This window comes from Collinsella aerofaciens ATCC 25986 (genome assembly GCF_964237925.1).
Taxonomy (GTDB): Bacteria; Actinomycetota; Coriobacteriia; order Coriobacteriales; family Coriobacteriaceae; genus Collinsella; species Collinsella aerofaciens_BJ.
This window is the reverse complement of record NZ_CAXSKI010000005.1, coordinates 29,493-52,273: the sequence shown is the minus strand read 5'-3', so window position 1 is coordinate 52,273 and position 22,781 is coordinate 29,493. Positions and strand designations below refer to the sequence as shown.

General features: G+C 60.9%; 23 protein-coding genes and 1 riboswitch. Of the genes, 13 read left to right on the top strand and 10 right to left on the bottom strand.

The features are described 5' to 3' along the window. Positions 1-43: 43 nt before the first annotated feature. A riboswitch (TPP riboswitch) is annotated at positions 44-154 on the top strand. 51 nt (positions 155-205) lie between these two features. Genes thiM through ACESWY_RS03530 form a run of 3 tightly spaced genes read left to right on the top strand, consistent with a single transcriptional unit; the run spans position 206 to position 2,082 of the window. Next, on the top strand, positions 206-1,045 hold the full coding sequence (gene thiM, locus ACESWY_RS03540) for a hydroxyethylthiazole kinase (RefSeq protein ID WP_238022525.1): 840 nt from the start codon (positions 206-208) through the stop codon (positions 1,043-1,045). Positions 1,046-1,048: 3 nt separating this feature from the next. After that, entirely contained in the window at positions 1,049-1,390 is a 342-nt protein-coding gene (locus ACESWY_RS03535; RefSeq protein ID WP_225093307.1) for a thiamine-binding protein, read from the top strand. Next, positions 1,387-2,082, top strand: a complete 696-nt coding sequence (locus tag ACESWY_RS03530; protein ID WP_117769839.1) for a thiamine phosphate synthase — start codon at positions 1,387-1,389, stop codon at positions 2,080-2,082. The genes ACESWY_RS03535 and ACESWY_RS03530 overlap by 4 nt, the downstream gene beginning before the upstream one ends. A 101-nt stretch (positions 2,083-2,183) precedes the next feature. On the opposite strand, the gene ACESWY_RS03525 is transcribed toward ACESWY_RS03530, so the two are convergent. Beyond that, positions 2,184-3,053: a patatin-like phospholipase family protein gene (locus tag ACESWY_RS03525; protein ID WP_138111838.1), complete on the bottom strand. Its 870-nt coding sequence runs from the start codon at positions 3,051-3,053 to the stop codon at positions 2,184-2,186. 258 nt (positions 3,054-3,311) lie between these two features. Here ACESWY_RS03525 and ACESWY_RS03520 point away from each other — a divergent pair, with 258 nt between their 5' ends. From ACESWY_RS03520 to ACESWY_RS03500, 5 genes are all read left to right on the top strand, one after another. Then, a complete protein-coding gene (locus tag ACESWY_RS03520) occupies positions 3,312-3,935 on the top strand; it encodes a flavodoxin family protein (RefSeq protein WP_138111835.1) in 624 nt (207 codons plus the stop codon). A gap of 16 nt (positions 3,936-3,951) precedes the next feature. After that, the gene (locus ACESWY_RS03515; protein WP_055252194.1) at positions 3,952-4,293 is read left to right on the top strand and encodes an arsenate reductase family protein; all 342 of its coding nucleotides are present in this window, start codon (positions 3,952-3,954) and stop codon (positions 4,291-4,293) included. Positions 4,294-4,379: 86 nt separating this feature from the next. Next, positions 4,380-5,510 (top strand): CobW family GTP-binding protein, encoded by a 1,131-nt coding sequence (locus ACESWY_RS03510; protein WP_138111832.1) that lies wholly within the window; start codon positions 4,380-4,382, stop codon positions 5,508-5,510. A gap of 100 nt (positions 5,511-5,610) precedes the next feature. After that, complete coding sequence (locus ACESWY_RS03505; protein WP_138111829.1) at positions 5,611-6,210, top strand: tRNA (cytidine(34)-2'-O)-methyltransferase; 600 nt, start codon at positions 5,611-5,613, stop codon at positions 6,208-6,210. Between the two features lie 143 nt (positions 6,211-6,353). Next, entirely contained in the window at positions 6,354-7,454 is a 1,101-nt protein-coding gene (locus ACESWY_RS03500; RefSeq protein WP_138111826.1) for a DUF8462 domain-containing protein, read from the top strand. 40 nt (positions 7,455-7,494) lie between these two features. On the opposite strand, the gene ACESWY_RS03495 is transcribed toward ACESWY_RS03500, so the two are convergent. The 4 genes from ACESWY_RS03495 to ACESWY_RS03480 all read right to left on the bottom strand — a co-directional run bounded on the left by ACESWY_RS03495 (position 7,495) and on the right by ACESWY_RS03480 (position 13,958). Continuing rightward, complete coding sequence (locus ACESWY_RS03495) at positions 7,495-10,008, bottom strand: excinuclease ABC subunit UvrA (protein WP_171021558.1); 2,514 nt, start codon at positions 10,006-10,008, stop codon at positions 7,495-7,497. Then, complete coding sequence (locus tag ACESWY_RS03490) at positions 10,001-11,119, bottom strand: DUF8462 domain-containing protein (protein ID WP_373093018.1); 1,119 nt, start codon at positions 11,117-11,119, stop codon at positions 10,001-10,003. The genes ACESWY_RS03495 and ACESWY_RS03490 overlap by 8 nt, the downstream gene beginning before the upstream one ends. A 93-nt stretch (positions 11,120-11,212) precedes the next feature. Further along, a complete protein-coding gene (locus tag ACESWY_RS03485; protein ID WP_373093016.1) occupies positions 11,213-13,216 on the bottom strand; it encodes a GTP-binding protein in 2,004 nt (667 codons plus the stop codon). Positions 13,217-13,469: 253 nt separating this feature from the next. After that, complete coding sequence (locus ACESWY_RS03480; protein WP_082421908.1) at positions 13,470-13,958, bottom strand: GNAT family N-acetyltransferase; 489 nt, start codon at positions 13,956-13,958, stop codon at positions 13,470-13,472. 149 nt (positions 13,959-14,107) lie between these two features. Here ACESWY_RS03480 and ACESWY_RS03475 point away from each other — a divergent pair, with 149 nt between their 5' ends. Further along, the gene (locus tag ACESWY_RS03475) at positions 14,108-14,332 is read left to right on the top strand and encodes a hypothetical protein (RefSeq protein ID WP_349074942.1); all 225 of its coding nucleotides are present in this window, start codon (positions 14,108-14,110) and stop codon (positions 14,330-14,332) included. 48 nt (positions 14,333-14,380) lie between these two features. Here ACESWY_RS03475 and ACESWY_RS03470 read toward each other — a convergent pair whose 3' ends face one another. Beyond that, positions 14,381-15,085 carry a class I SAM-dependent methyltransferase gene (locus ACESWY_RS03470; protein WP_373093013.1) on the bottom strand — a complete coding sequence of 235 codons (705 nt, stop codon included), beginning with the start codon at positions 15,083-15,085 and terminating at the stop codon, positions 14,381-14,383. Between the two features lie 439 nt (positions 15,086-15,524). Here ACESWY_RS03470 and ACESWY_RS03465 point away from each other — a divergent pair, with 439 nt between their 5' ends. Beyond that, positions 15,525-15,926, top strand: coding sequence for a hypothetical protein (locus ACESWY_RS03465; protein WP_373093011.1), 402 nt, complete (start codon positions 15,525-15,527; stop codon positions 15,924-15,926). A gap of 128 nt (positions 15,927-16,054) precedes the next feature. Here ACESWY_RS03465 and ACESWY_RS03460 read toward each other — a convergent pair whose 3' ends face one another. Then, positions 16,055-16,870, bottom strand: a complete 816-nt coding sequence (locus tag ACESWY_RS03460; protein WP_195544233.1) for a putative RNA methyltransferase — start codon at positions 16,868-16,870, stop codon at positions 16,055-16,057. 178 nt (positions 16,871-17,048) lie between these two features. On the opposite strand from ACESWY_RS03460, the gene ACESWY_RS03455 reads away from it, so the two are divergent. Beyond that, the gene (locus tag ACESWY_RS03455; protein ID WP_195363954.1) at positions 17,049-18,431 is read left to right on the top strand and encodes an MATE family efflux transporter; all 1,383 of its coding nucleotides are present in this window, start codon (positions 17,049-17,051) and stop codon (positions 18,429-18,431) included. Positions 18,432-18,458: 27 nt separating this feature from the next. On the opposite strand, the gene ACESWY_RS03450 is transcribed toward ACESWY_RS03455, so the two are convergent. Then, positions 18,459-19,325 carry a LysR family transcriptional regulator gene (locus ACESWY_RS03450; RefSeq protein ID WP_138111799.1) on the bottom strand — a complete coding sequence of 289 codons (867 nt, stop codon included), beginning with the start codon at positions 19,323-19,325 and terminating at the stop codon, positions 18,459-18,461. Between the two features lie 158 nt (positions 19,326-19,483). Between ACESWY_RS03450 and ACESWY_RS03445 the strand changes: the two genes are divergently transcribed. Further along, a complete protein-coding gene (locus ACESWY_RS03445) occupies positions 19,484-20,392 on the top strand; it encodes a DMT family transporter (protein ID WP_138111796.1) in 909 nt (302 codons plus the stop codon). 88 nt (positions 20,393-20,480) lie between these two features. Then, the gene (locus tag ACESWY_RS03440) at positions 20,481-21,206 is read left to right on the top strand and encodes a uracil-DNA glycosylase (protein WP_138111793.1); all 726 of its coding nucleotides are present in this window, start codon (positions 20,481-20,483) and stop codon (positions 21,204-21,206) included. A 50-nt stretch (positions 21,207-21,256) separates the two neighbouring features. Here the strand turns inward: ACESWY_RS03440 and ACESWY_RS03435 are convergent, their stop codons facing one another. Next, entirely contained in the window at positions 21,257-21,937 is a 681-nt protein-coding gene (locus tag ACESWY_RS03435; RefSeq protein ID WP_195362113.1) for an SDR family NAD(P)-dependent oxidoreductase, read from the bottom strand. Positions 21,938-21,946: 9 nt separating this feature from the next. Further along, a complete protein-coding gene (locus ACESWY_RS03430; protein WP_373093006.1) occupies positions 21,947-22,669 on the bottom strand; it encodes a VUT family protein in 723 nt (240 codons plus the stop codon). Positions 22,670-22,781 lie beyond the last annotated feature (112 nt).

Genomic DNA, 22,781 nt, shown 5'->3' with positions numbered 1-22,781 from the left:
AACCTGTCCCTTTTTGGCAGGTGCGCTAGTATAGGGAACAACAGATTCGATGCGGGAGTGCCGGCGGTGCAAACCACAAGGCTGAGAGGGCAATGGGCCCAATCCTTTGAACCTGTCAGTTAATGCTGGCGTAGGGAGCATGCCGCCTTTACAGGGGCGCTGTCTATGCACAGCGCCCCTTTTCTATGCCAAGGAGGCATGTGCAGTGATTGATTCGGAACAGCTTAAGCAACATATGGTCAAGGCCGTGGAGGAGATTCGCGCTACCAATCCGATGGCCGGTTCCATCACCAACACGGTGACGATCGACTTTGTCGCCAACGCGCAGCTCGCCGTGGGCGGATCGGCCGCCATGGTCTATCTGCCCGACGAGGGCGAGGCACTCGTTGCCGGCGGCGGCGCCATCTATCTCAACATGGGCACGCTCTTCCCCATTTACGAGCAAACGATTCCCCGCGCGGCCAAGGCGGCACACGACGCCGGTAAGCCCTGGGTGCTCGATCCGGTGGGCCTGGGTATCGGTAGCCTGCGCACCCAGCTGGTCAACGAGCTCAAGCAGTACAAGCCCGCCATCGTGCGCGGCAACGCCTCCGAGATTATCGCGCTCGCCGGCCTGTGGGGTCTTGAGGGCGAGGCGGCCGATCTGAGCCGCGTGCGCGGTGTCGATACCACCGACACGGTCGACGCCGCCCGTGGTGCCGCCGTGGCGCTCGCTCGCCACACCGGTGGCGCCGTTGTGGTCTCGGGCGAAGTCGACCTGATCACCGACGGCACGACGGTGGCCAAGTCTCACGGCGGCAGCCCGCTCATGTCCAAGATCACCGGCTGCGGCTGCTCGCAGGGCGGCGTGCTGGCCGTGTACGCCTGCGCCGCCGACCCGTTTACGGCAGCCGTCTGCGGCACCGCCGTCTACAACGTGGCCGGCACGCGTGCCGCCGCTGTCGCCGACGCCCCGGCAAGCTTTAAGGTCGCCTTTATCGACGAGCTCTACCGCGCAACCGCCCAAGACATCGCCGATAACCGACTCGAGCTCGAGGAGGCATAGGCCATGTCCGAGCCCGCAACCAATGCCGGCATGAACACGCTCGTCGCCGTGGCCATCGCCCCGTGCGGCACCGGCGATGAGCTATCCGCCGAGGTCGCCGAGGTCGTGCGTGTCATTCGCGAGAGCGGCCTGCCCAACCGCACCACCTCCATGTTCACCGAGATCGAGGGCGACTGGGACGAGGTCATGCAGGTCGTGCGCGACGCAACCTTTGTGTTGGCGAGCAAGGGCATCCGCACCGAAGTCGTGCTCAAAGCCGATATTCGACCCGGATTTACCGACACCATGACCGGCAAGCTCGAACGCATGGAAGCGCAGATCAAAAAGCAGGAGGAAGCACGATGAGCATCCGCGACAACCTTGATATCTCGGCCTATCTGGTACTCGGCCCCGAAAACACGCTCGGGCGTCCCGTGGGCGATGTGGTGGCCCAGGCGCTCGACGCCGGCTTTACCTGCATCCAGGTGCGCTCCAAGGTGGCAAGCGCCCGCGAGATCATTGCGCTGACGGGCGACGCCGCGCAGGCAATCGCACAGGCCGGCAAAACCGGTCAGGTTGCCCTGCTGATCGACGACCGCCTGGACTGCGTACTCGCCGCGCGCGAGCAGGGTATTGCTGTCGACGGCGTGCACGTGGGCCAGAGCGACATTCCCGTCGAGGTCTGTCGCAAGCTGCTGGGGCCCAACGCCATCGTGGGCCTTTCCGCCCGTTGCGAGGAGATGCTCGAGTACGTCAAGACCGCCGACATGAGCCTAGTCGACTACCTGGGCATCGGCCCACTCCACGAGACCGAGACCAAGCGCGACTGCGGACGCGCGGCCGACGGCTCTATCATCACCAAGAGCTTTGAGGACCTGGCCGCCCTCCACGCGGCAAGCCCCGTGCCCATCGTGGTGGGCGGCGGCGTCAAGACGGCCGACCTGCCACAGCTCAAGGCCACCGGCGTCGACGGCTTCTTTGTGGTGAGTGCCGTCTGCAGCGCCGATGACCCCTACGCCGCGGCCAAGGAGCTCGTCGACACCTGGCAGCAGGCGTAAGTCTAGGCCGAGCAGCTGATTCGCAGCCTCATATCTTCAGCAATGGAAAGCGCATCCCAGTTTGAGCCTCCATTCCGGGATGCGCTTTCCGCATGCGACCCTTACCCCGCCAGATACGCTTTCAACGCCGGCAAAGTCGCCTCCGCATCTCGACGACCGATCTGATAGATGCGCTCGAGCTCATCCGGTTCGCGGCACAGCGACGGCACCTTCACCGATTCGCTCGGCCGCACCATAAAGACCTCGCCGGCAGCCTCGCGACGCGCCAGGTCATCGAGCGTGGCATTGTAGACCTCATGCCGATGCTCAAGCGCCGCGACAAACTCCGGGTAGTGACGGAACACGCGCCGCAGCATGGGCATAACGCTGTTGGGCTGCTTTACAAAGCCCGCCGGTTGCGTCAGCACCACCACGTTGCGGTCGTAGCCCTGCGCAAACAGCCATGCACTGGGAATAGAATCAGCCACGCCACCATCCAGATATTTGTGTCCCTCAATGACAACAGGACGCGTCGCCACGGGAATAGCCGACGACGCCCGGATCCACTCGATATCGCGCTCATCGCCATAGGGCAGGTCGTGGTAGACAGCCTTGCCCGTCTCGATATCGGTACACACGCACGTAAACCGCATGGGACAGGCGCGATATGTCTCCAGGTCGATGGGATCGCGCTCGATAGGCACCTCGTGATAGGCAAAATCGGCATTGAACATATCGCCGGTCCGCAGCCAGCTTGCTACACCCGCATAGCGCTTATCGGCACAATAGGCCTTGTTATAGCGAATGGCGCGGCCGATCTGGCGCGATTTAAAGTTGTAGCCAAACGCCGCACCCGCCGAGACACCCACCATATGGTCGCAGGTCAAACCGTGCTCCATCCAAACGTCGAGCACGCCCGCCGTATACATACCGCGGTAGCCGCCTCCCTCGAGCGCAAGCCCCACCGTGTGTGATGTCTCCGGCTGTGTCATGCAACCATCTCCGTTCCCATGCTTTTGAACTCAACAAGTATATCTGTCAACGTATGCCGTCAAAAACGTGTTTATAAGCATTTATCGAACGTTTCCCAATGCATTCCCCATGCCGTACCGCAATGCCCCTAGATGGCCTTAGGCATGAACGCCCTTAAGAACGTTGCGGGATAAACATCGCCCGCACCATGCCGACGTCATCGCACGCAACGTGAGATAATTCTCAGCAGAAGTCACCAAAAGCAGAGGGAGTTTATGATGAAGGTTCTTTTGGTCAATGGCAGCCCCAAGGCAAACGGCAACACCGCCCGCGCACTCGCCGAGATCGCCGAGCAACTCAATGCGGAAGGCATTGATACCGAGGTGTTTCAGCTGGGCGCCAAGCCCATTCGCGACTGCATCGGCTGCGGTCAGTGCGGCAAGCTTGGCGGTCGCTGCACCTTTGACGATGACGTGGTGAACGAGCTCATCGCTGCCGCCGAGCAGGCAGACGGCTTTGTCTTTGGCTCGCCCGTCTACTATGCGCATCCCAGCGGACGCATCCTCTCGGCTCTCGACCGCGCATTCTATGCCGGCGGGCATGCCTTTGAGCACAAACCCGGCGCCGCGGTCGCCGTCGCCCGTCGCGGCGGCACGTCGACCACCTTCGATGTGCTCAACAAGTACTTCACCATTAAGCAGATGCCCGTAGTTGCTTCCACCTACTGGAACAACGTGTTTGGCCGCGTGCCCGGCGACGCCGATGGGGATGCCGAGGGCCTTGCCACCATGCGAAACATCGGTAAGAACATGGCTTGGCTTCTACGTTGCATCGAGGCCGGACAGGCCGCCGGTATCAACGCACCCGAGGCAGATCGAGCAACGACCAACTTCATCAGGTAGAACGGCGGAACATACTATGAACGTGCAAATCTTCGGCACCAAGAAGTCCTTCGATACCAAGAAGGCACAGCGTTATTTTAAAGAGCGCCGCATTAAGGTGCAGTTTATCGACCTTAAGGAAAAGGAGATGAGCAAGGGCGAGCTCACGAGCGTGATGCAGGCGGTCGGCGGTATCGACAAGCTGCTCAACCCCAAAGCCAAGGACGAGGAGACGCTCGCGCTCATTCAGCATCTCACCCCCAGTCAGCGCTTCGACAAGCTGCTCGAGAACCAGCAGGTTCTAGCCGAGCCCATCGTGCGCAACGGCAAAAAGGCCACCGTCGGTTATTGCCCCGATGTATGGGGAGCCTGGGAGTAGCTTGTGTTATTTGCCGGCGCGTGGGTATAAGAGCAGGCGTTTGGCATAAGATTCAACTGTAAGCCATGTCTAACAAAGGAGGGCACATGCCCAACAAACCCGTGAAGATCATCATGCTTACCGGATACCTCGGTGCCGGCAAGACCACGCTGCTCAACCACATCCTCGCTAACGACGGCGGCATCCGCGCCGCCGTGATCGTCAACGATATCGGCGAGATCAATGTGGACGCCAGCCTTATCGCCGACGGCGGCCTTTCCGAGACCGATGACCTCATCCCGCTCACCAACGGCTGCATCTGCTGCACGCTTTCGGACGACCTGGCCAACCAGCTGCAGGGCATCGCCGATTCGGGCAACTTCGATTACATCATCATCGAGGCCTCGGGCATTTGCGAGCCCATCCCCATCGCCTACACCATCTCGAGCTTCTGCGACGAGGCCAAGGTGGGAGGCGAGCCCAAGCTCGCGCTCGACAACATCGTGGCCGTGGTCGACTGCGCCCGCATGTACGACGAGTTCAACGGCGGTCGCGACCTGCTGGCAGAGGATATCGACGAGGACGACATCGAGAGTCTGCTCATCCAGCAGATCGAGTTCTGCTCCACGCTGATCCTCAACAAGACCGATACCGTGAGCCCTGAGCAGATCGCCGAGCTTAAGGCCATCGTGCGCAGCCTGCAGAAAGACGCCGTGATCGTCGAGGCCCAAAACGGCGAGGTCCCCATGGAGGAGCTGCTCGACACCGACCGCTTCGACTTTATGCGCGCCTACAACTCCGCCGCCTGGATCGAGGCCATGGAGCATCCCGAGGAGCACGACGACCCCGAGGTGCTCGAGTACGACATCGAGACCTTTGTGTACTCGCGCCGCAAGCCGGTTGACCTGCAAAAGTTCACCGATTTTGTTGAGCAGGAGTGGCCCGACGAGGTCATTCGCGTCAAGGGCCCGCTGTGGCAGACCGGCGATCCGGACATGTGCTACATGTTTGAGCAGGCCGGCCACCAGATGCGCCTGATGGAGAACGGCCTGTTTGTCGACTCGGCGCCCGAGGGCGAGAAGCAGAAGATCATCGACGAGAACCCCGAGATCATGCAGATTTGGGACGACGAGACGGGCGACCGCATGACGAGCCTGTGCATCATCGGCCGTCACATGGACAAGGATGCGCTCATCGCCTCCCTCGATGCCTGCCTGACCGACTGGCACCGCGCCTAGGTTTATCCAAGCGGACATTTTTCCGCTACGTAACCGCCAAACCACCACGAAGGTGCCTGTCCCCTTCGTGGTGGTTTTTCGTTCTGAGCCAAGGAGATTCATGTTCAACATTGTGCTGTATGCGCCCGAGATTCCGGCCAATACGGGCAATATCGGCCGCACCTGCGTGGTTACCGGCGCCCGCCTGCATCTGGTGGAGCCGCTGGGCTTCTCGCTCGACGACAAAACGGCACGTCGCGCCGGCCTGGGCTACTGGCAAAACTTGGACGTGACCACCTATGCCAGCTGGGAGGATTTCCTTGCGCGCAATGGCCTCTCCCCTGCCGACGAACGCCTGCATCTGCTGACCAAAAAGGCACGCCGCACCTATGCGCAGAGCACCTACCGCGACGGCGACTACTTGGTCTTTGGCAGCGAGAGCTCGGGCATTCCCGAGCCGCTGCTCGCCGCGGCGCCCGAGCGCTGCGAGCGCATCCCTATGCTGCGCGATTGCGACTCGCTCGATAACGCCGAGGCCTGGGAAGCCCACGAGGAATCGCTCGGGCATACCGAGGACGGCCACGAAGCCATCCTTCGGCAGGACATCTGCGGCAACTTCGTCAATCCGGACGACTACCGCATCAGCGCACTCAACCTCTCCAACAGCGCCGCCATCGTCCTCTACGAAGCCCTGCGCCAAACAGGCTTTCCGGGAATGTGACAAAGGAACTGTCCCTTTGTCACATTCAAGCGCCGCGCCGATGGCGCACACGCCTAATTGATGCTCTAGATAAAGAGCCTCACTTTTAATCAGAATTAACTAAAGTAAAATGAAGTTAAACGGCGGTGTGAAAGGAGAGCCTTGTGGAATATCTCGAGAACCCGTTTACCCCCAGTTTTGGTGAGGTTCCCGCCCATCTCGCTGGCAGACAACAGATTATTCGGGATTTGGACCGTGCCTTCTTGAGCCAGCGCAGGCGCCCAGAATTGACCTCGATCTTCTCAGGCGCGCGTGGAACCGGTAAAACCGCTCTCATGTCGTCGCTCGCGACAAGGGCGGAATCCCACGGCTGGATAGCCGTAAAGACGACCGCGCTCCCGGGAATGCTTGAGGAACTCGAGTTCGGGGCGAAACGCGCCGCAGCCCATCTCATCGACCCGTCCAACCACTTCGAAGTCACCGGCCTCGGAATTGCACCGCTCGGCAGCATCGAGGTCAATCGTGTCCACGATGCCTCAACCTGGCGTTATCGCATGAGCGACATCATCGACCAGCTCAACGAGGCGGGCACCGGTCTGCTCGTCACGGTTGACGAGGTGGACCCGACACTCGACGAGATGATTCAGCTCGCAGCGACGTATCAGCACTTTGTGACCGATGGGAAACGCGTCGCCCTGCTCATGGCGGGACTTCCCAACAACGTCTCGACGTTGCTGAACCACAAGACGGTCTCGTTCCTTCGCCGCGCCCAACAATATCATCTGGGTCGCATTGCCGACTATGACGTACGCGAGGCCTTGATTCGCACGATCCAGGAAAACGATCGCTTGGCAGATGCTGAGGGAATCGATAGAGCCGTTCGCTCGATCTCTGGTTTTCCCTTCCTATTGCAACTCGTAGGCTACCGTGCCTGGGATCTCACAAGCGATTCGAAGGAGATCTCGTCACGCGACTTTGACCTGGGAATCAAAATCGCGCGCGACGAGATGGACAACCGAATCCTCGCGGCAACCTATCGGGAACTCACTGCAGAGGACAAGCGATTCCTCATCGCCATGCTCGATGACGAGGAAGAGTCCACCACCGCTGACCTTGTCGAGCGCCTTAGGCGTTCGCCGCAGCAGGTCTCCCGCTACCGACGCCGCATGATAGACGCCGGCATCATCGGGGAGCGAGGACGAGGGCTCGTCGCATTTGAATTGCCATTCTTCCGCGACTATCTCTCCGCTCAGTGCGTGAAATAGGCATCAATGAGGCAAAGGGACTGTCCCTTTGCCTCATTGTCTATAGGTAGCGGCCAGTAACGCTCTTGGGACAGGCAGCGATATCCGCCGGCGTGCCGGCGCAGACGATTTGCCCGCCGGCGTCGCCACCGCCCGGGCCCATGTCGATCACATAATCGGCGTTACGGATAAGGTCGAGATCGTGTTCGATCACGATAACCGTGGCGCCCTTGGAAACAAGGCCGTCGAACACACTCAGCAACACCTGAACATCGAGCGGATGTAGTCCGATCGTGGGCTCGTCGAATACGAACACGGCATCGTCCTGCACGCGGCCCATCTCGCTCGCGAGCTTAAGGCGTTGTGCCTCGCCGCCCGAGAGCGCCGGCGTGGGCTCACCGAGCGTGAGATAGCCCAAGCCTAGGTCATGCAAGGTCTGCAAGCGCGCCTGGACTTTCTTGAGTCCCACCGTGGCGTCGAGGGCCTCGTCCACACTCATGTCCATGAGCTGCGGCAACGTAAGCAAGCTCCCGTCCTTGCCCTCGCGATGGATATGCGAGGCGGCCTCGGCGTAGCGCGAACCACGGCATGCCGGGCAGATGATCTCGACGTCGGGCAAAAACTGCACGTCGAGCGATATCGAGCCCGTGCCGTCACACGTAGGGCAGCGCAAGGCGCCGGTGTTGTAGCTAAAGGCGCCCGCCTTGTAGCCGGCTGCCTTAGCCTCGGGCGTACGGGCGAAGGCGCGGCGCAGCTCGTCATGAATGTCGGCATAGGTCGCTACCGTCGAGCGTACGTTGGCGCCGATGGGCGTAGCGTCAATCAGATTTGCGCGGCCAATGCCCTCGGCATCGACCCAACGCACGTGCCCCGGCAAGCGCTCGCCAGCTGCCTGCGCCTTAAGTGCAGGAATGAGCGTCTCGAGCACGAGCGTCGTCTTACCCGAACCCGAAACGCCCGTTACCGCGACAAGGCGGCCGCGCGGGATATCAACCTCGAGCGGCTTGACGGTATGGATGGCATCGGTTGCCATGCGGATATGTCCCTGGTCGAACATTTCGTCGTCAGTCACCTGCGGACGCAAGCGCTTGAGCTCGGCGCGCAAAAACGGCGCGATACGGCTGCCCTGCGATTGCTCGACCTCGTCTACCGTACCAGCGGCGATTACACTGCCGCCGCCTGCTCCGGCAACGGGGCCCATCTCGACCAGATAGTCGGCTTCCGCCAGTACGCGCGTATCGTGGTCGACAACAACCACGGTGTTGCCGTCATCCACCAGATCGCGCATCACGCCCACCAAGCCGTCGACATTGGCGGGATGTAAGCCGATCGAAGGCTCGTCCAGCACATAGAGCACGCCCGTCGATCGGTTGCGCACCACGCGGGCGAGCTGAACGCGCTGGCGCTCACCCGTGGAGAGCGTGGCACCAGCGCGGTCGAGTGAAAGGTAATCGAGACCCAGGTCGACCAGACGACGGGCCACGCTCAAAAACGAATCGCAGATATCCGTCGCCATGGGCCGCATCTCGGGCGGCAAGGATGCGGGCACCCCGCGCACCCACTCAACCGCATCGCCAAGCGTCATGGCCGCGGCCTGCGCCAGATTGATACCGCACACCTGGGGCTGGCGCGCAGCCTCGGAGAGACGCGTGCCGCCGCAATCGCGGCATGCTCCCTCGCGCAAAAAGCGCGCAACGCGTTTGAGGCCCTTGTCGTCCTTAACCTTGGCGAGCGCATTCTCGACGGTATAGACGGCGTTGTAATAGGTGAAGTCGAGCGGCGTGGCACCCTCGCCGTTTTTGGGAACGTAGAGAATGTGCTTCTTAACCGCCGGGCCGTGGAACACGATGTCGCGTTCTTCAGGCGTGAGCTGGTTAAACGGCACATCGGTGCGCACGCCCATCTCGCCAGCCACTTGCTTCATCAGATCCCACATGAGCGTACCCCAGGGAAGCACCGCGCCCTCGTTGATAGTCTTTGACTCATCGGGCACCAGGCTCGCTTCGTCCACCTCGCGCATGACACCGGTGCCGCCGCAGGTGGGACAGGCACCGCCGCTGTTAAAGGCAAGGTCCTCGGCGCTCGGCGCGTAGAACTCGCGACCGCATGCAGGGCACGTGAGCGACAGGCCCGCAGCCACGTTAAGGCTCGGCTCCACGCGCGCCCCGCAGTGCGGACACACGTGATGGGCGCAACGGCTAAAGAGCAGGCGCAGGCTGTTGTTGAGCTCGGTCATGGTACCAAAGGTCGAGCGCACGCCCGGCACGCTGGGGCGCTGATGCAATGCGAGCGCCGCCGGTACGTGCAATACCTCATCCACCTGGGCGTGTTCGGCCTGCGTCAGGCGACGTCGAGTATAGGTGCTGAGCGCTTCCAAGTAGCGGCGCGAACCCTCGGCATAAAGAACCCCCAGTGCCAGCGAACTCTTGCCCGAACCCGATACGCCGGCAATACCCACCAGCTTTCCCAGCGGAATATCGATATCGATGTCTTTGAGGTTATGGACGCGCGCGCCGCGTACCTCGATAGCCTGCGGGCTCATCTTCTGTTCCGTCACCTTTATCACCCTACTCATGCCATAAAACTCGATCGCGAACGTACGCGCCCAGCATGGGCACGGTAAATCGGACGAGGCCGTATCCGGCAGCCTCGATGACACGCTCGCGAATCAGGCTTGCGCGATATTTGCTCGCCCAGCTCTGGGTGCGATCGCAGCGCTCAATGATATCCGCCATGCGAGTCGGTTTGCCCTCGTCAACCGCCATGGCCTCGATAAAAAGGCGCTGTGGACTGCGCAGCCCGTAATATAGAGGCGCGTCAACCGCTTCGTAGAACTCGGAGACGGCATCCGCATGGCCATCCTCGACATCGTGCCTTTCGATGACTTGCGAGCCACGCCGGACAGCAGAGCGCCACATGTAATAGCCCACCAGCTGAACCATATAGGGATGCCCCATGCTCCTGTGTGCCGCAAGGTCCGCCGTCTCCGCGTCAACGTAAAGACCAGCGTCTTTGACCGTCTGGATATATGAATCACGCACCTTGGGCAAGGATATCGCCCCCAGCGTACGCTGCTGGGCACGCCGCAAAAACGTCACGCTCGGCTCTTCGAGCAGATCGTCAACCATACTGGGTAAGCCGGCGAACACCAGCGCAAGACCGCGCTGGTCGCTATCGGGCAATCCCGTGGCATCCTGGTCTCCGAGCACCTGCTGATAGAGAACGGCAAGAGCCGCTAGTTCCTCGATAGACGCAGATTGCGCCTCGTCAATCGCAAACAGTATGCCCTTGCCTGGACCGAGCTTCTTGAGGCGCTCGTTGACCAGCCCTCGCAACGTTTCGCCCTTTGCTCGCGCCGCCTCGACCGACATCCGGCCAAACGACGAACCGAATTCCATTGACGTCACAACGGGCCTATTCGAGCGAAGCGCGTCGGCCAAGCGGTCGCATAAGCCAAGCGAAGCGGAATCGGAGACAACCGCCCATCCGCGCTCGCTGGCCAGACGTTGCAGCTCCCGCAGGAGAACTGTCTTGCCGCAGCCGCGGTTTCCCGTAATGAGCATGAGCCTGCCCGGCGCTCCGGCGCCGTTATCGAGCCCTTCCTCGAAATCTTCGATGACCGACTCGCGACCAATGAGCATCGGAGGCCGCTTGCCTGCCGTTGGCTTAAAGGGATTTGGATTCATGTCGGCCTCCTCGGATTGGCAAACGCTGCCTATAGTTATACCAACTTATACCGAGTTATACCAACAGCAGGTGACAAAGAGGCCGCCCTTCTATCACCTATGGCAGAAGAACTCTGCGTCTGCTGCTCGCCAGGGGCGGAAGGTGGCGGGATCGATCTTTACGTGCGCCGCGGCGGGCACGTCGTACCATTTGACCGTGTAACCGGCGCCGTGAGAGCAAAAGACCGAGTCGGGCGTGTTGGGCAGATCGGCCTCGGGCTCATAGGCGGCCGTCTCGATTACGCGCTCGGCATCATGACAGGCCGCATAACCGGCGAACTCCAGGTACAGATGCCCGCGACCGCTCGTGTAGGCAGCCACCTCCAGCGCGTAATCCTGCACCTCGGATGCCGGCACGCGACCCACAAGCTTCGCCCGGTCTCCCGCCATCGCCGGTGGCTCGTACTCGGCACCCATGCGCGTGGCATCCGAGAGCGCCCGGCCCACGCACTCCCCCGGCACCTCAACCTCAAAGTGGTACCACGGCTCCAACAGCACCGCCGCGCCAGCCTCACGCGCCTGCATGAGCCCCTGACGAATCGCGCGGTACGTGGCCTGGCGAAAATCGCCGCCCTCGGTGTGTTTGGCATGCGCACGGCCGCCCGTGAGCGTAATGCGCACATCGGTGATGGGCGAGCCGGTCAGCACGCCCAGGTGATCGCGCTCCATGGCGTTGGTGAGTGCCAGACGCTGCCAGTTAAGATCGAGCTCGTCGGTCGAGGTCACGGTGCCAAACTGCACGCCCGAACCCGCCGGCAACGGCTCCAGACGCAGATGCACCTCGGCATAGTGGCGCAGTGGCTCAAAGTGGCCCACGCCCTCGACCGGCTGCGAAATGGTCTCCTTATAGAGAATGCCGCCGGGCTCAAACGCAATCGAAAGACCGAAGCGATCGGCCAGCACCCGCTGCACGACCTCGAGCTGCACGGCGCCCATCAACTGCAAGTGAATCTGCTCGAGATGCGTATTCCAGCTTACGCCGAGCATGGGGTCTTTGTCCGCTAACTCAGTCAGCGCTTTGAACACCGCGTGGACATCGTGTTCGCCCGGAAGCACCGTATAGGTGAGGACCGGCGCAATGACAGGCGCATCGCCCGCAGGCTCCGCGCCCAGGGCGTCCCCCGGGCGAACGTGCGCAAGACCCGTCACGGCACAAATACCGCCAGCAGCAACTTCTTGGGCAAGCTCATACTTCTCGCCGTTATAGATGCGCACCTGGTCGATCTTTTGCTCCCAAGTGGAGGCGCCAGAGCATCCCTCGACAACTTGCTTTGCACGCAGCACACCGCCCGTCACCTTGACCCAGGCAAGACGCTCGCCACGGTCTCCACGACTCACGCGGTAGACACGCGCGGCGAACTCCTGGGGCCATGTTCGCTCGTACATCAGAGTGCACATACCGTCGAGTAGCTCGTCCACGCCTTGGTCCTTGAGCGCCGAGCCGGCAAAGCAGGGAAAGAGCTTGCGCTCGGCGACCATGCGCGACAGCGTTGCGACGGAAAGCTCACCCGCCTCAAGAAACTCGTCGAGCGCCGCCTCGTCTAACGCAGCGGCGTCCTCCTGAACGGCGCCGCCCGCCAGCAGTTCGTTGGCGTCCAGGCAGCCCTCGGAAAGACGTTGCCCAAGTTGTGCCAGCAAAACATCGCGGCCGGGATTCTCCAAATCGATCTTGTTGATATAGATGAACGTCGGGATCTCATAGCGCGCAAGCAGGCGCCACAGGGTTTCGGTATGCCCCTGCACGCCGTCGTTGGCGCCCACAACCAAAATCGCGTAGTCGAGTGCGCGCAGCGTGCGCTCCGCCTCGGCTGAAAAATCGACATGCCCTGGTGCATCCACGAGCATGACGTGGGTATCGCCATGGTCGAGCACAGCCTGCGACGAGAAGATCGTAATACCGCGCTCGCGCTCAATCTCGTTCGTATCCAGATGCGAATCGCCATCGTCCACGCGGCCGCGCTTGCGAATGCGGCCCGCGTTGAATAGCATGGCCTCGGCCAACGTGGTCTTGCCGGCATCGACATGCGCCAAGATTCCAACGACCGCTTGCTTCGACATGGCTCTCCTCTTATTGCAAGCCCATCGCACGCGGCAACGGGCGTCCTCATTCCACACTGGATGATACAATTTACGGGCCGGCGGGCGAAGCGGGCCCTATCCCCCGACCGAGCTCATCGCCCTGCGTTGCCGCGCGGCGATTTTCGTAGGTTCGCGCCTTGCGAAAGCCGGCTTGCAAAACAGCCAGCGAACGAAAATGGCCCCACCCGGGGCCATTTTCGTTCGTGCAAATTGTTGATACGCGTCCCCGCTCTTATGCCTCGCGCAGCCAGTCAAACGCAACACGCGGTGTACCGTCGGACACATACACGATGCCGGCGCGCTCAAACCCCGCCTTGAGGCTCGCGCCCTGCATGGGCAGGTTGTCCTGATGCGTGTCGATGCGCAGGTGATCGGCACGCTCCTTGGCAAAGGCAAACATCGCAGCCGCGATACCGTGCACGGTGCCGTCGGATGCCACACGGTGCAGCACGGCGTACGGAGTGTCGCTACGCCATTGACCGTCCTCAATTACGTCATAGCACTCGTCCGGGCCCTGTAAAAATGCAAACGTCGCCACCACGCGACCGTCGACTTCACACACATAGCTGCCACCGGCAGCGATATCGGCAGCCAGCTGCTCGGCAGAAGGCGTGCCCTCGGGCCACTGCGTGGCGTTGCCATGCGCGCGCATAAAGGCGCGGGCCGCGTCATAGACAGCCATGACGGCGGGAATGTCGGTATCGAGGGTTTTTCTGATCATCACGCGGCGACCTCACGTTTATTGGTATCACTTTGATTGAGCAATGATACCAACGTTTGGAGAGGGGCGCGAAGCAGATGGGGAGCAAAAAGCGAGCCGCTTGGTCAAAAGCCAAAAGCGAGTTTTTAGGCGCTGCCACGGGCGGCGATATGAGTGACCTGTTTGCGCGCGAAGACGAGCGCCGCGACGCCCTGGACGCCGAGCGCGATGAGGCCTGGCGCTACAAGTCGTGCGAGCGCAAAAACCGTTACGACACGCGCGCCGAGGCCGAGGCTGTTATGGCCGAATGTGAAAACCGCGGGCGGCGTGGCTTGGCCTGCTACAAATGCGAATACTGCGGCGGCTGGCATTTGACGTCGCACCCTTGGAAATAGACCCCACATTGGCACGGCACTGACGGAGCGCCAGCCATCGCACACAAGCTACGGGCGCGGCGGCACCAAAACATCGTAGCGAACGGCCTTGCCCGCAAGTTGATAGCTCGGCTTAACGCCGGCAAGCAGTGGCCCCTTCACCGGTCGCTTGATAACGACCTTGCGCGGGTGCACCGCAAGCGCAGCTTCGACCAACGTCTCCTCATCGGCGCACGGCTGTTCCAGATGATGCAAAAGTTGGAACTTCTTTTTAACCGCCGCGCTCTTGGTGCGCTCGGGAAACATGGGGTCCAGATACACCACGTCAGGAACGGTGAGCTCGCCCTGCCCGATCAGCTCAGCTGTATGGCGAAGGCCGGCAATGCTGTCCTCGCCCGCATGTAAGCGCATGCGCGCCACGGCTGTCGCAAGCGCCGGATCATCTGCCGCGCGATCCAAGGCATCCTTGAGGAGCGCCGCGATCACGCAATCCTGCTCATACAGATCGACGGTAAAGCCCGCGGCCGCCAGCAGCAGCGAATCCTCGCCAAAGCCTGCCGTGGCGTCAATCGCCCATGGGCTCTCGATGCCTTTTGCGCGCGCAGCCTTTACCAGCAGTTCTTGCTGCAGACGGCCCTGCTTGAGCCGTGGAAGCATGCGGCCAAAATCGGCACGCAGCTCCATCGTGCCGTCGGTGAGCGTGAGGCCCTCGGACTTCCCGATTAGCTCAAGCCCCGCGGACCGAGCAACAGAAAAGGGATCAACGACGCCCATGGGTACTCCTTAACAAGCAAAACGAATACGCGAGCGCCGTTTATGTCGGCACCCAACCGTCCGCTATTGTCCCACATGCGACATGGCCCACAGCATCCCAATGCAAAGCACCGCCATCAATCCCGTGCACACGGCAGCGATCACAGAATCACCCATGCGCCTTCCCAACGACCGCGGCTCATGCACTTGCCCTGCTCCGTACATCATGGCTCCTCCTTGAGACCAGCTCTTACCATGGACCCATCATCGCAGCGCCACGCATACGCTGCCATCGATTTGACTTACGCCCAGCTTTCCTTTTTGAAAGGTTGGGTTGGGCCGCGCGGGCTCAATGCGCTTTCAAACGCATGCATCGCCGCGTTGAACTACAATGTGCTTCACCATATGTGCAGCACATTGGGTGCGCCAAGTTGGCGTACTCGTATCGAAAGGACCAGCCATGAGCTTCACTCGCAAGACTCTCAAAATCCTTGCCCTCGTCTACTTTGTTTTGGGCATCGCCAGCCTCGTCATCGCCGGCGTCGGCATCGCGACCGGCAACCTCGATTCCACGTACGGGTCGAACGCCATGCTCGCCGCGGTCGTGCTGGTCGCCAAGGGCCTCATCGATCTCGCCGCGGGCGTTGCGGGCATCAAGGGCGCCAACAAGCCTTCGCAGGTGGATGGTGCGTTTAAGCTCGGCATCGTTGCCGCAATCGCCACGATTGCGCAGGCCGCGCTCACGCTTCCCGCGCTCGGCGGCAGCTCCGTCAATATCGTCGCCTTTGTCATCGTGGTCTACGACCTGTTCTTTGTTCAGCAGGCACACGCCGTTAAGGCCGAGAACAAGGACCGCCTGTAAGCGCTCGCTTCTCATAACCTCTGCAGCCAAGCAACTAAAAAGGGCCGATCGCGCATCTCCGCGGTCGGCCCTTTACGTTTGCCCAGACAAAACCTACCAAAACAAACCTGTCCCTTTTTGGCAGGTTGTTAGCTGTGGCGGTACTCGGCGATGATGAAGTCGATGTCGGTTTGAAGGGTGTCCAAGTTTGCCAGGCGCTCTTTATCGGCAGGGCGCGTGCGGTAGTAGTACGGCGTCATCTGGAACACCGCCTCGATGTCGGCCTGGGTTTGGAGCGTAATGTTCGCAGACACCCGCCGCGTTCCGACCAACTCGAGCTCGGTGGTCTTCGGCAGCTTCTCATCGTTAAGGTACGGCGTGTCGTAGAGTACCTCCTTGAGCCCAAACAGATGACGGGCACCCGGCACCACGGTGTAGAGCGAGCCCTCTGGCGCCAGCACGCGAGAAAACTCACGCTCGTTAAAGGGAGCAAAGAGCTCGGTCACCATATCGAAGGTGCCATCGGCCACGGGGATGTCCTTCATGTTGGCCACGAAGTAGGTCGCATCGCCGCGCTTGGCGGCAAGGCGCACCATCTCTTTGCCCAGGTCAAAGCCGTAAGCATCCACGCCCGGCACCGCACCCATGGCGCTGGTGTAATAGCCCTCGCCACAGCAAATATCGAGCAACGTCATGGGGCAGTTCGTAGACGCGGCACGTCCAGACACCCGCTCGCGCACCAGCTCGACCATCGCATCGCGCAACGGCGCATAGTAACCGCGGTTCAGAAAGTCGCGACGGCTGCGTGCCTGCGACTTGGGATCGCCCATGGAGTCGCCGCTCTTGGACGAGCGCAGGAGATATAGATAGCCCTCGCGCGCACGGTCAAACCGGTGCCCACCCGCGCATGCAGCACCGCGTTCGTCATCCACCAGCGGCTCATGGCAAACGGGACACAACAACATGGCAACTCCTTAGCGCGAACAACACAACGTCCACCATTGTCGCACGCCTTCCCCGCCTAGTCATTGGGGACGTTCTTGAATGAGTAATCGTTTTAGAACGTCCCCAATGACTAGTCGATTAGGAGTATCATCGTCTGCGCAAATAAGCACAAAAGAGCATGTTAGAGATTGAGAGCGTATGGCTGACACCGTATCTAAGCACATTGACATGACCACCGGATCGCTGTGGCGCAATGTTCCCCTGTTCGCCTTCCCCGTGGCCGCCACGAGCATCTTGGAGCAGCTGTCGAACCTCATCGCCACGGTCATTATCGGTAACTTCTCGGGTGACCAGGGAACCCTCGCCATGGCGGCGGTCGGCTCCAATGTTCCGCTTACCAGTCTTATGCTCAACTTGTTTATTGGCATGTCGCTTGGCTCCAACGTGGTCATCGCCAACGCTATCGGCCGCAACGATCAGAACATGGTCAAACGCGCCGTCCATACCTCGATTTTAATGGCGCTCGTGGGCTTTGTCGTCATTGCGCTGGGCGAGATCTTTGCCGAGCCCATGCTCGCCGCGCTCAATGTTCCCGCCGAAACCATGCCGCTCGCTTCACTCTACCTACGTGTCTTTTTGCTCAGCATGCCCTCGATTTTGCTCTACAACTTTGAGGCCGCGATTTTCCGCTCCGTCGGCATCACCCGCATGCCGCTGCAGGCGCTTGCCGTGTCCACCGTCCTCAACATTGGCCTGGACCTCATCTTTGTCCCCGTACTCCACTGGGGCGTCGCGGGCGTCGCTATCGCCACCGCCATCGCTTACACCGTCAGCGCCGCTACGCTCTTTATCCGCCTACTCAAGACCGACTCCGTCGTCCGCGTCACCCCGCGCGACCTGGCTATCGACCCCGTCGCCCTCAAGCGCATCGTCAAGATCGGCCTGCCCGCCGGCATCCAAAGCGCCGTCTTTGCCGTCGCCAACATCATCATCCAGTCTGCCATCAACAGCCTGGGCACCGAGGTCATGGCAGCCTCGAGCGCCGCTATGAGCCTGGAGTACGTGTGCTACAACCTGCTCAACAGCTTTAGTCAGGCTTGCACCACCTTTGTGGGACAAAACCACGGTGCCCGCCAGATCGACCGTTGCACCAAGACGCTCAAGGTCTGCCTAGTCGAAGGCGGTATCGTCGCGCTCACCACGATTATCGTTATTGTTGGCCTGGGGCGCGAGATCTTGTCGCTGTTCAACAGCGACCCCAACATCGTCTCGATCGGCTATATCCGCGTATGTTCGATCTTCCCGGCGTACGCCTTTAGCATGTTCTACGAAAACATGTCAGGCTACCTGCGCGGCTTTGGTATCTCGCTCACGCCCGCCCTCATCACCATGATCTGCGTCTGCGGCATCCGCTTCTATTGGGTGTTCTGCGTGTTCCCGCATTTCCGCACCTTTGCGAACATCATGATGGTCTACCCCATCAGCCTGGGCACCACGGCGTTCTTTATGGTCGTGGCGGTACTACTTTGCCACCCGGCACGCACCTATCGCGCCACCCAAGCCAAAGCGACAGCCCGCTAAACACCGCACTCAACGCCACGCCAGTCATTAATTGACAATATGAGAGCTCATATAGTCGATAAAGCGCCTCGTGGCGATGGGCATGGTGTCCCAGCTGCGCCAAGCGGCCACCACGTCGCGCGAGGGGGCATGCACGATAGGACGTACGCGAATATCGGCCTGCATGCCCTCAACGGTACGACGATACAGCATGCTCACGCCTAGGCCCTCCTCCACCATCGCCATGATGGTGTAGTCGTCGGTCACCTCACTCGTTACGTGCGGCGACTGCCCATGCGCCGCGAATGCATCGAGCACCAGGCTCTGTTCGCCTTCATCCAGCAGCACAAACGGCTCGGACGCTAGGTCAGCGAGTGTCACCTTTTCCTTTGCCGTCAGCGGATGCGCCGCCGGCAACAATGCCACCAACTCGTCGTGATAGACCACACGCTTCTCGAGCCCCGCGGTAAATCCGCGTGCCGTAAAACAAAAATCAACCACGCCATCGTGCACCCACTGGGCGTTGCGCGTGTAATCGCCCTGCTTAAGGGTAAAGTGTACCCCCGGGTGAAGGGCCCCAAAGTCGCGGATCACGCGCGGCAACACGGTTCGACTCACGTTGGTAAACGTCGCAATACGAATATCAGTCGACGAAAGCCCCAGCAGCTCCTGGCGCTTGCCCTCGAGCTCGGCCTCGGCAGTCACGATCTGGCGCAGGTACGGCAGATACTGCTTGCCGTCGCGCGTAAGCGAGACGCCCTGCTTTCCGCGCTCGATAAGCGTGGTACCCAGCTCGCGCTCGAGCGCCTTAACGGCCTGGCTCACCGCACTTTGCGTATAGCCCAGCTCGTCCGCCGCGCGTTTCAGGCTGCCGCAGTCGACCACCATACATACAATCTGATACCGCGATGCCATCGTGCCTCCGCATCAATGCAGACGTAAAACGTTTTGCCAGCGCTTTTCGTGCCTACTTTAGTATTTCTTAATCATACTGAAGATACATTCGCTTTACTACACCCACATCTGGGAGCAGAATCCTTTGTGCGAAACCGTTCTGTAACAAAAGGAGTCCCATGGATCGCAAAAAAGCAATCGCGCTCTCATTTTCCGTTCCCGTCGCATGGGGCTTTTCGTATCCCCTCATGAAGATCGGCATGGACAGCATGAACGCCACGAGCATCGTTGCGCTGCGCTGCATCATCGCCTTTGCGGCCTGTCTGCTGCTCTTCCACAAGCACGCGTTTCGCATCAACCGCGACCTTATGGTCCGTGCCGCCATCATCGGCGCCATCATGGCAACCGAGCTCACCTGCATGTGCCTGGGCTCCAGCCTCACCTCTGCCTCCACTGCCGGCTTTTTGCAGAGCCTGACGGTCGTGATCGTGCCGTTTGCCAACGCCGCCCTGCTGCGCCGCGCCCCCGAGCGCAAAGTGCTCGTCGGCACCGCCATCGTCACCTGCGGTATGTTGCTGCTCTCGGGCGCCGACTTCACCAGCCTGAACCCGGGCGCGCTCATCATGCTGCTCTCCGCTTTTGTCTATGCCGGCCATATCATTGTGGCGAAGCGCTTTGTCGAAGAAGTCGATCCGCTGTCCCTGGGCGTTTGGCAGCTGGGCTTTGGCGGCCTGTTCTCGGGCATTGCCGCATGCGTCTTTGGCGGTTTCACACTTCCCAGTACGCCCAGCGAGATCGTGGTTGTTGTCGCGCTCGCACTCATTTGCTCTGCCTACGGCTTTATCACCCAGACGCTCGTGCAGCCCCACGTGCCCGCCGAGACCACCGGCTTCGCCTTCTCGCTCGAGCCGGTCTGCTCCGCTGTCTTCTCGTTCTTCTTGGTCGGCGAGGTCCTGAGCCCCATCGCCTTCCTGGGTGCAGCTCTTATCCTCACCGGCGTCATGGCGGCAACCGTCGAGTTTCCGCGACTTCATGCGCATGCTCACGACCACGCCCACATGGCAGGAACGCCCGAGCGAGCCTCGTAAGCGCCTCACCTTTTGTGGCCCCGACACAAAGGCAACCGGTGCGCCTTTACAATAGATGCCAACAGAGCATCTGCCATAAAGGAGCCCCATGGACACCGCAACTCGCGACCGCAACATAGCAACTTGGTTGGGCGATGCGCCGCAGCTGGTACGTGACACTACGAACCAGCTGCTCGAGCGCATCGCCCTTTTGCGTGCCGAGCAGACCATCTACCCGGCACAAGACGACATCCTCAATGCCCTCGCCTATACGCCGGCCGACCAGGTCAAGGTTGTCATTCTGGGTCAAGACCCCTATCACGGGCCCAACCAGGCCATGGGGCTGTCGTTCTCGGTCCCTGCGACGCAAACCAAGTTGCCGCCGAGCCTGCGCAACATCTATAAGGAGCTCAAAGCCGATCTGGGTTGCCCCATTCCCGCCACGGGAGACCTAACCCCATGGGCACAACAGGGCGTCCTGCTCCTCAACACCACGCTCACCGTGCGCGAGCATGCCGCGAACTCGCACGCCAAGCTGGGCTGGAGCACGCTCACCGACTACGTTATCGAACGCTGCTGCCAGCTGCCCCAGCCGGTAGTCTTTTTGGCATGGGGCCGCTTTGCCCAGCAGATGGTCGAAGGCAAGCTCGCCGCGACCGGCGCGGGCAAGGCGACCGGCAAGTTCTGCCTGGCCTCCACGCACCCCTCACCGCTTTCGGCTAACCGTGCCACGGCAGAACTCCCCGCCTTTATGGGGTCGCGCCCCTTCTCGGCAGCCAATCGGCTACTCGAACAGCACGGCTCGACCCCCGTCAACTGGACTTGCCTCGGCTAAAAATCGATACATCAAAAACGCGCCCGACAGCTTTCCATCGGGCGCGTTTCCTATTCGGGCCAAATAAATTGTGTGCGGCCGGCCTCGCCGCCATCGATTAGCAGACTCTGCCCGGTCATAAACCGGTTGGTCACGCCCACAAAGTAGATCCACTCGGCGATCTCTTGGGCGGTGGCCCAGCGCTTAAGCGGCGTGAGCTCCATAATCTGGTTCCACAGGTGTTCGTCTTCCATCACGCAACGGTTGAGCGGCGTGATAACGCCACCCGGGTCCACACTGTTGGCGATAGCCTGCGGCGCCAGACGGTTTGCAAGGTTCTTGGTGTAGGCGATAACGCCGCCCTTGCTGGCGGCATAGGCGGGAAACTCCGATCCCGTATGCCCGCTCGCCGACCCCACATTGACCACGGATTTGATAGCCGGCGCCGGCTTGGCGGCAAGCCCCTCCCCCGCAAAGGCGTAGCGCTCGGTCACGTTGATGGTGCCATACAGGTTGGCGGCGATGTCGTCAGCCGAATCCTGCGTACCGGCAACGTTCACGATCACCTGGGGTTCAAGATCGTCTGGAAACGCGTCCGGCTTGCGAACATCAACGATCAGATGGCGGTAGCGCTCGTGTTTGATCGCCGCCGGTAGCAAATCAAAGCCCACGACCTCGTGGCCCTCGTCCAAAAATCGTTGCACGCATGCGGCTCCGATACCGCCCGAAGCACCCGTGATCAAAACCCGCATACTTGCTCCTTAGGCGGTTGCGTGGCGCTCGAGGTACTCGGAGCCCACATTCTCGCGCTCCCAGCCGCGCACGACCTTGTAGCCCACGGGGCTCAGGAAAACCTCGCACAGCAGCTCGGCAACAGCGCCGGTCAGCGAGCACATAAGGACCTGCACCCACGTCCAGCCAAAGAACGTGTGGCTTACCACAATGGCAAAGACCAGGTTGTCGATAAACTGGCCAACGCCCGTAGACACATAGGAGCGGAAGGCAAAGCTCGCGAAGTTGTTCTTCTTGAGCATACGGCCAAGCGACTGGTTGAGCGTGGAGTTAACCACGGCAGAAACGAGCATTGCCAGCGAAGAGCCCAGCACCACGTACCAGGTGCCGCCGATGGTGGCGTTAAGGGCAGTGTTGACCTCGATCATGCCCGTGTCGTAGTAGGCGCCCCACATGCCGGGCGTGAGCGAGCATACCCAAAAGCACAGGCTCACGGCGAGGTTGACTGCCAGCGCGAGGATGGAGATTTTGATGGATGCCTTGGCGCCAAAGCGCTTGCAGATCATGTCCTGGCACAAAAACGAAACCCAGCTCACCACAAAGCCGCAATCGAGTGCCAGATACGGCAGGCTGATAAGCTCTTTGTTGGCCAGCAGGTTCATCATGATGACGCTCACGAAAAACAGCGAAACCGTTGCCGCGGGAATGCTCCGCAACAGGACCTTGTAGTCCTCCATGACCTTCTTGATCATTATGTACTCCTTTGGTTTTAGGTTTAACGAGCAGGATATCGGACCCGAACTGCTCGGACGCCCCGGTCTTGAGACGACGGTGGGTATGATAGCCGCTCACACGGCATCAGGC

Bases quoted from the DNA above. Each gene is read 5' to 3' on its own strand.
- ACESWY_RS03525 (WP_138111838.1), bottom strand. From the start codon at position 3,053: ATGACACAGCCGGAGACATCACACACGGTGGGGCTTGCGCTCGAGGGA.
- ACESWY_RS03470 (WP_373093013.1), bottom strand. From the start codon at position 15,085: ATGGGCGTCGTTGATCCCTTTTCTGTTGCTCGGTCCGCGGGGCTTGAG.
- ACESWY_RS03465 (WP_373093011.1), top strand. From the start codon at position 15,525: ATGAGCTTCACTCGCAAGACTCTCAAAATCCTTGCCCTCGTCTACTTT.
- ACESWY_RS03535 (WP_225093307.1), top strand. From the start codon at position 1,049: ATGTCCGAGCCCGCAACCAATGCCGGCATGAACACGCTCGTCGCCGTG.
- ACESWY_RS03520 (WP_138111835.1), top strand. From the start codon at position 3,312: ATGAAGGTTCTTTTGGTCAATGGCAGCCCCAAGGCAAACGGCAACACC.
- ACESWY_RS03475 (WP_349074942.1), top strand. From the start codon at position 14,108: ATGAGTGACCTGTTTGCGCGCGAAGACGAGCGCCGCGACGCCCTGGAC.
- ACESWY_RS03510 (WP_138111832.1), top strand. From the start codon at position 4,380: ATGCCCAACAAACCCGTGAAGATCATCATGCTTACCGGATACCTCGGT.
- ACESWY_RS03490 (WP_373093018.1), bottom strand. From the start codon at position 11,119: ATGAATCCAAATCCCTTTAAGCCAACGGCAGGCAAGCGGCCTCCGATG.
- ACESWY_RS03485 (WP_373093016.1), bottom strand. From the start codon at position 13,216: ATGTCGAAGCAAGCGGTCGTTGGAATCTTGGCGCATGTCGATGCCGGC.
- ACESWY_RS03440 (WP_138111793.1), top strand. From the start codon at position 20,481: ATGGACACCGCAACTCGCGACCGCAACATAGCAACTTGGTTGGGCGAT.
- ACESWY_RS03515 (WP_055252194.1), top strand. From the start codon at position 3,952: ATGAACGTGCAAATCTTCGGCACCAAGAAGTCCTTCGATACCAAGAAG.
- ACESWY_RS03530 (WP_117769839.1), top strand. From the start codon at position 1,387: ATGAGCATCCGCGACAACCTTGATATCTCGGCCTATCTGGTACTCGGC.
- ACESWY_RS03435 (WP_195362113.1), bottom strand. From the start codon at position 21,937: ATGCGGGTTTTGATCACGGGTGCTTCGGGCGGTATCGGAGCCGCATGC.
- ACESWY_RS03505 (WP_138111829.1), top strand. From the start codon at position 5,611: ATGTTCAACATTGTGCTGTATGCGCCCGAGATTCCGGCCAATACGGGC.
- ACESWY_RS03455 (WP_195363954.1), top strand. From the start codon at position 17,049: ATGGCTGACACCGTATCTAAGCACATTGACATGACCACCGGATCGCTG.
- ACESWY_RS03430 (WP_373093006.1), bottom strand. From the start codon at position 22,669: ATGATCAAGAAGGTCATGGAGGACTACAAGGTCCTGTTGCGGAGCATT.
- ACESWY_RS03450 (WP_138111799.1), bottom strand. From the start codon at position 19,325: ATGGCATCGCGGTATCAGATTGTATGTATGGTGGTCGACTGCGGCAGC.
- ACESWY_RS03495 (WP_171021558.1), bottom strand. From the start codon at position 10,008: ATGAGTAGGGTGATAAAGGTGACGGAACAGAAGATGAGCCCGCAGGCT.
- ACESWY_RS03480 (WP_082421908.1), bottom strand. From the start codon at position 13,958: ATGATCAGAAAAACCCTCGATACCGACATTCCCGCCGTCATGGCTGTC.
- ACESWY_RS03460 (WP_195544233.1), bottom strand. From the start codon at position 16,870: ATGTTGTTGTGTCCCGTTTGCCATGAGCCGCTGGTGGATGACGAACGC.
- ACESWY_RS03445 (WP_138111796.1), top strand. From the start codon at position 19,484: ATGGATCGCAAAAAAGCAATCGCGCTCTCATTTTCCGTTCCCGTCGCA.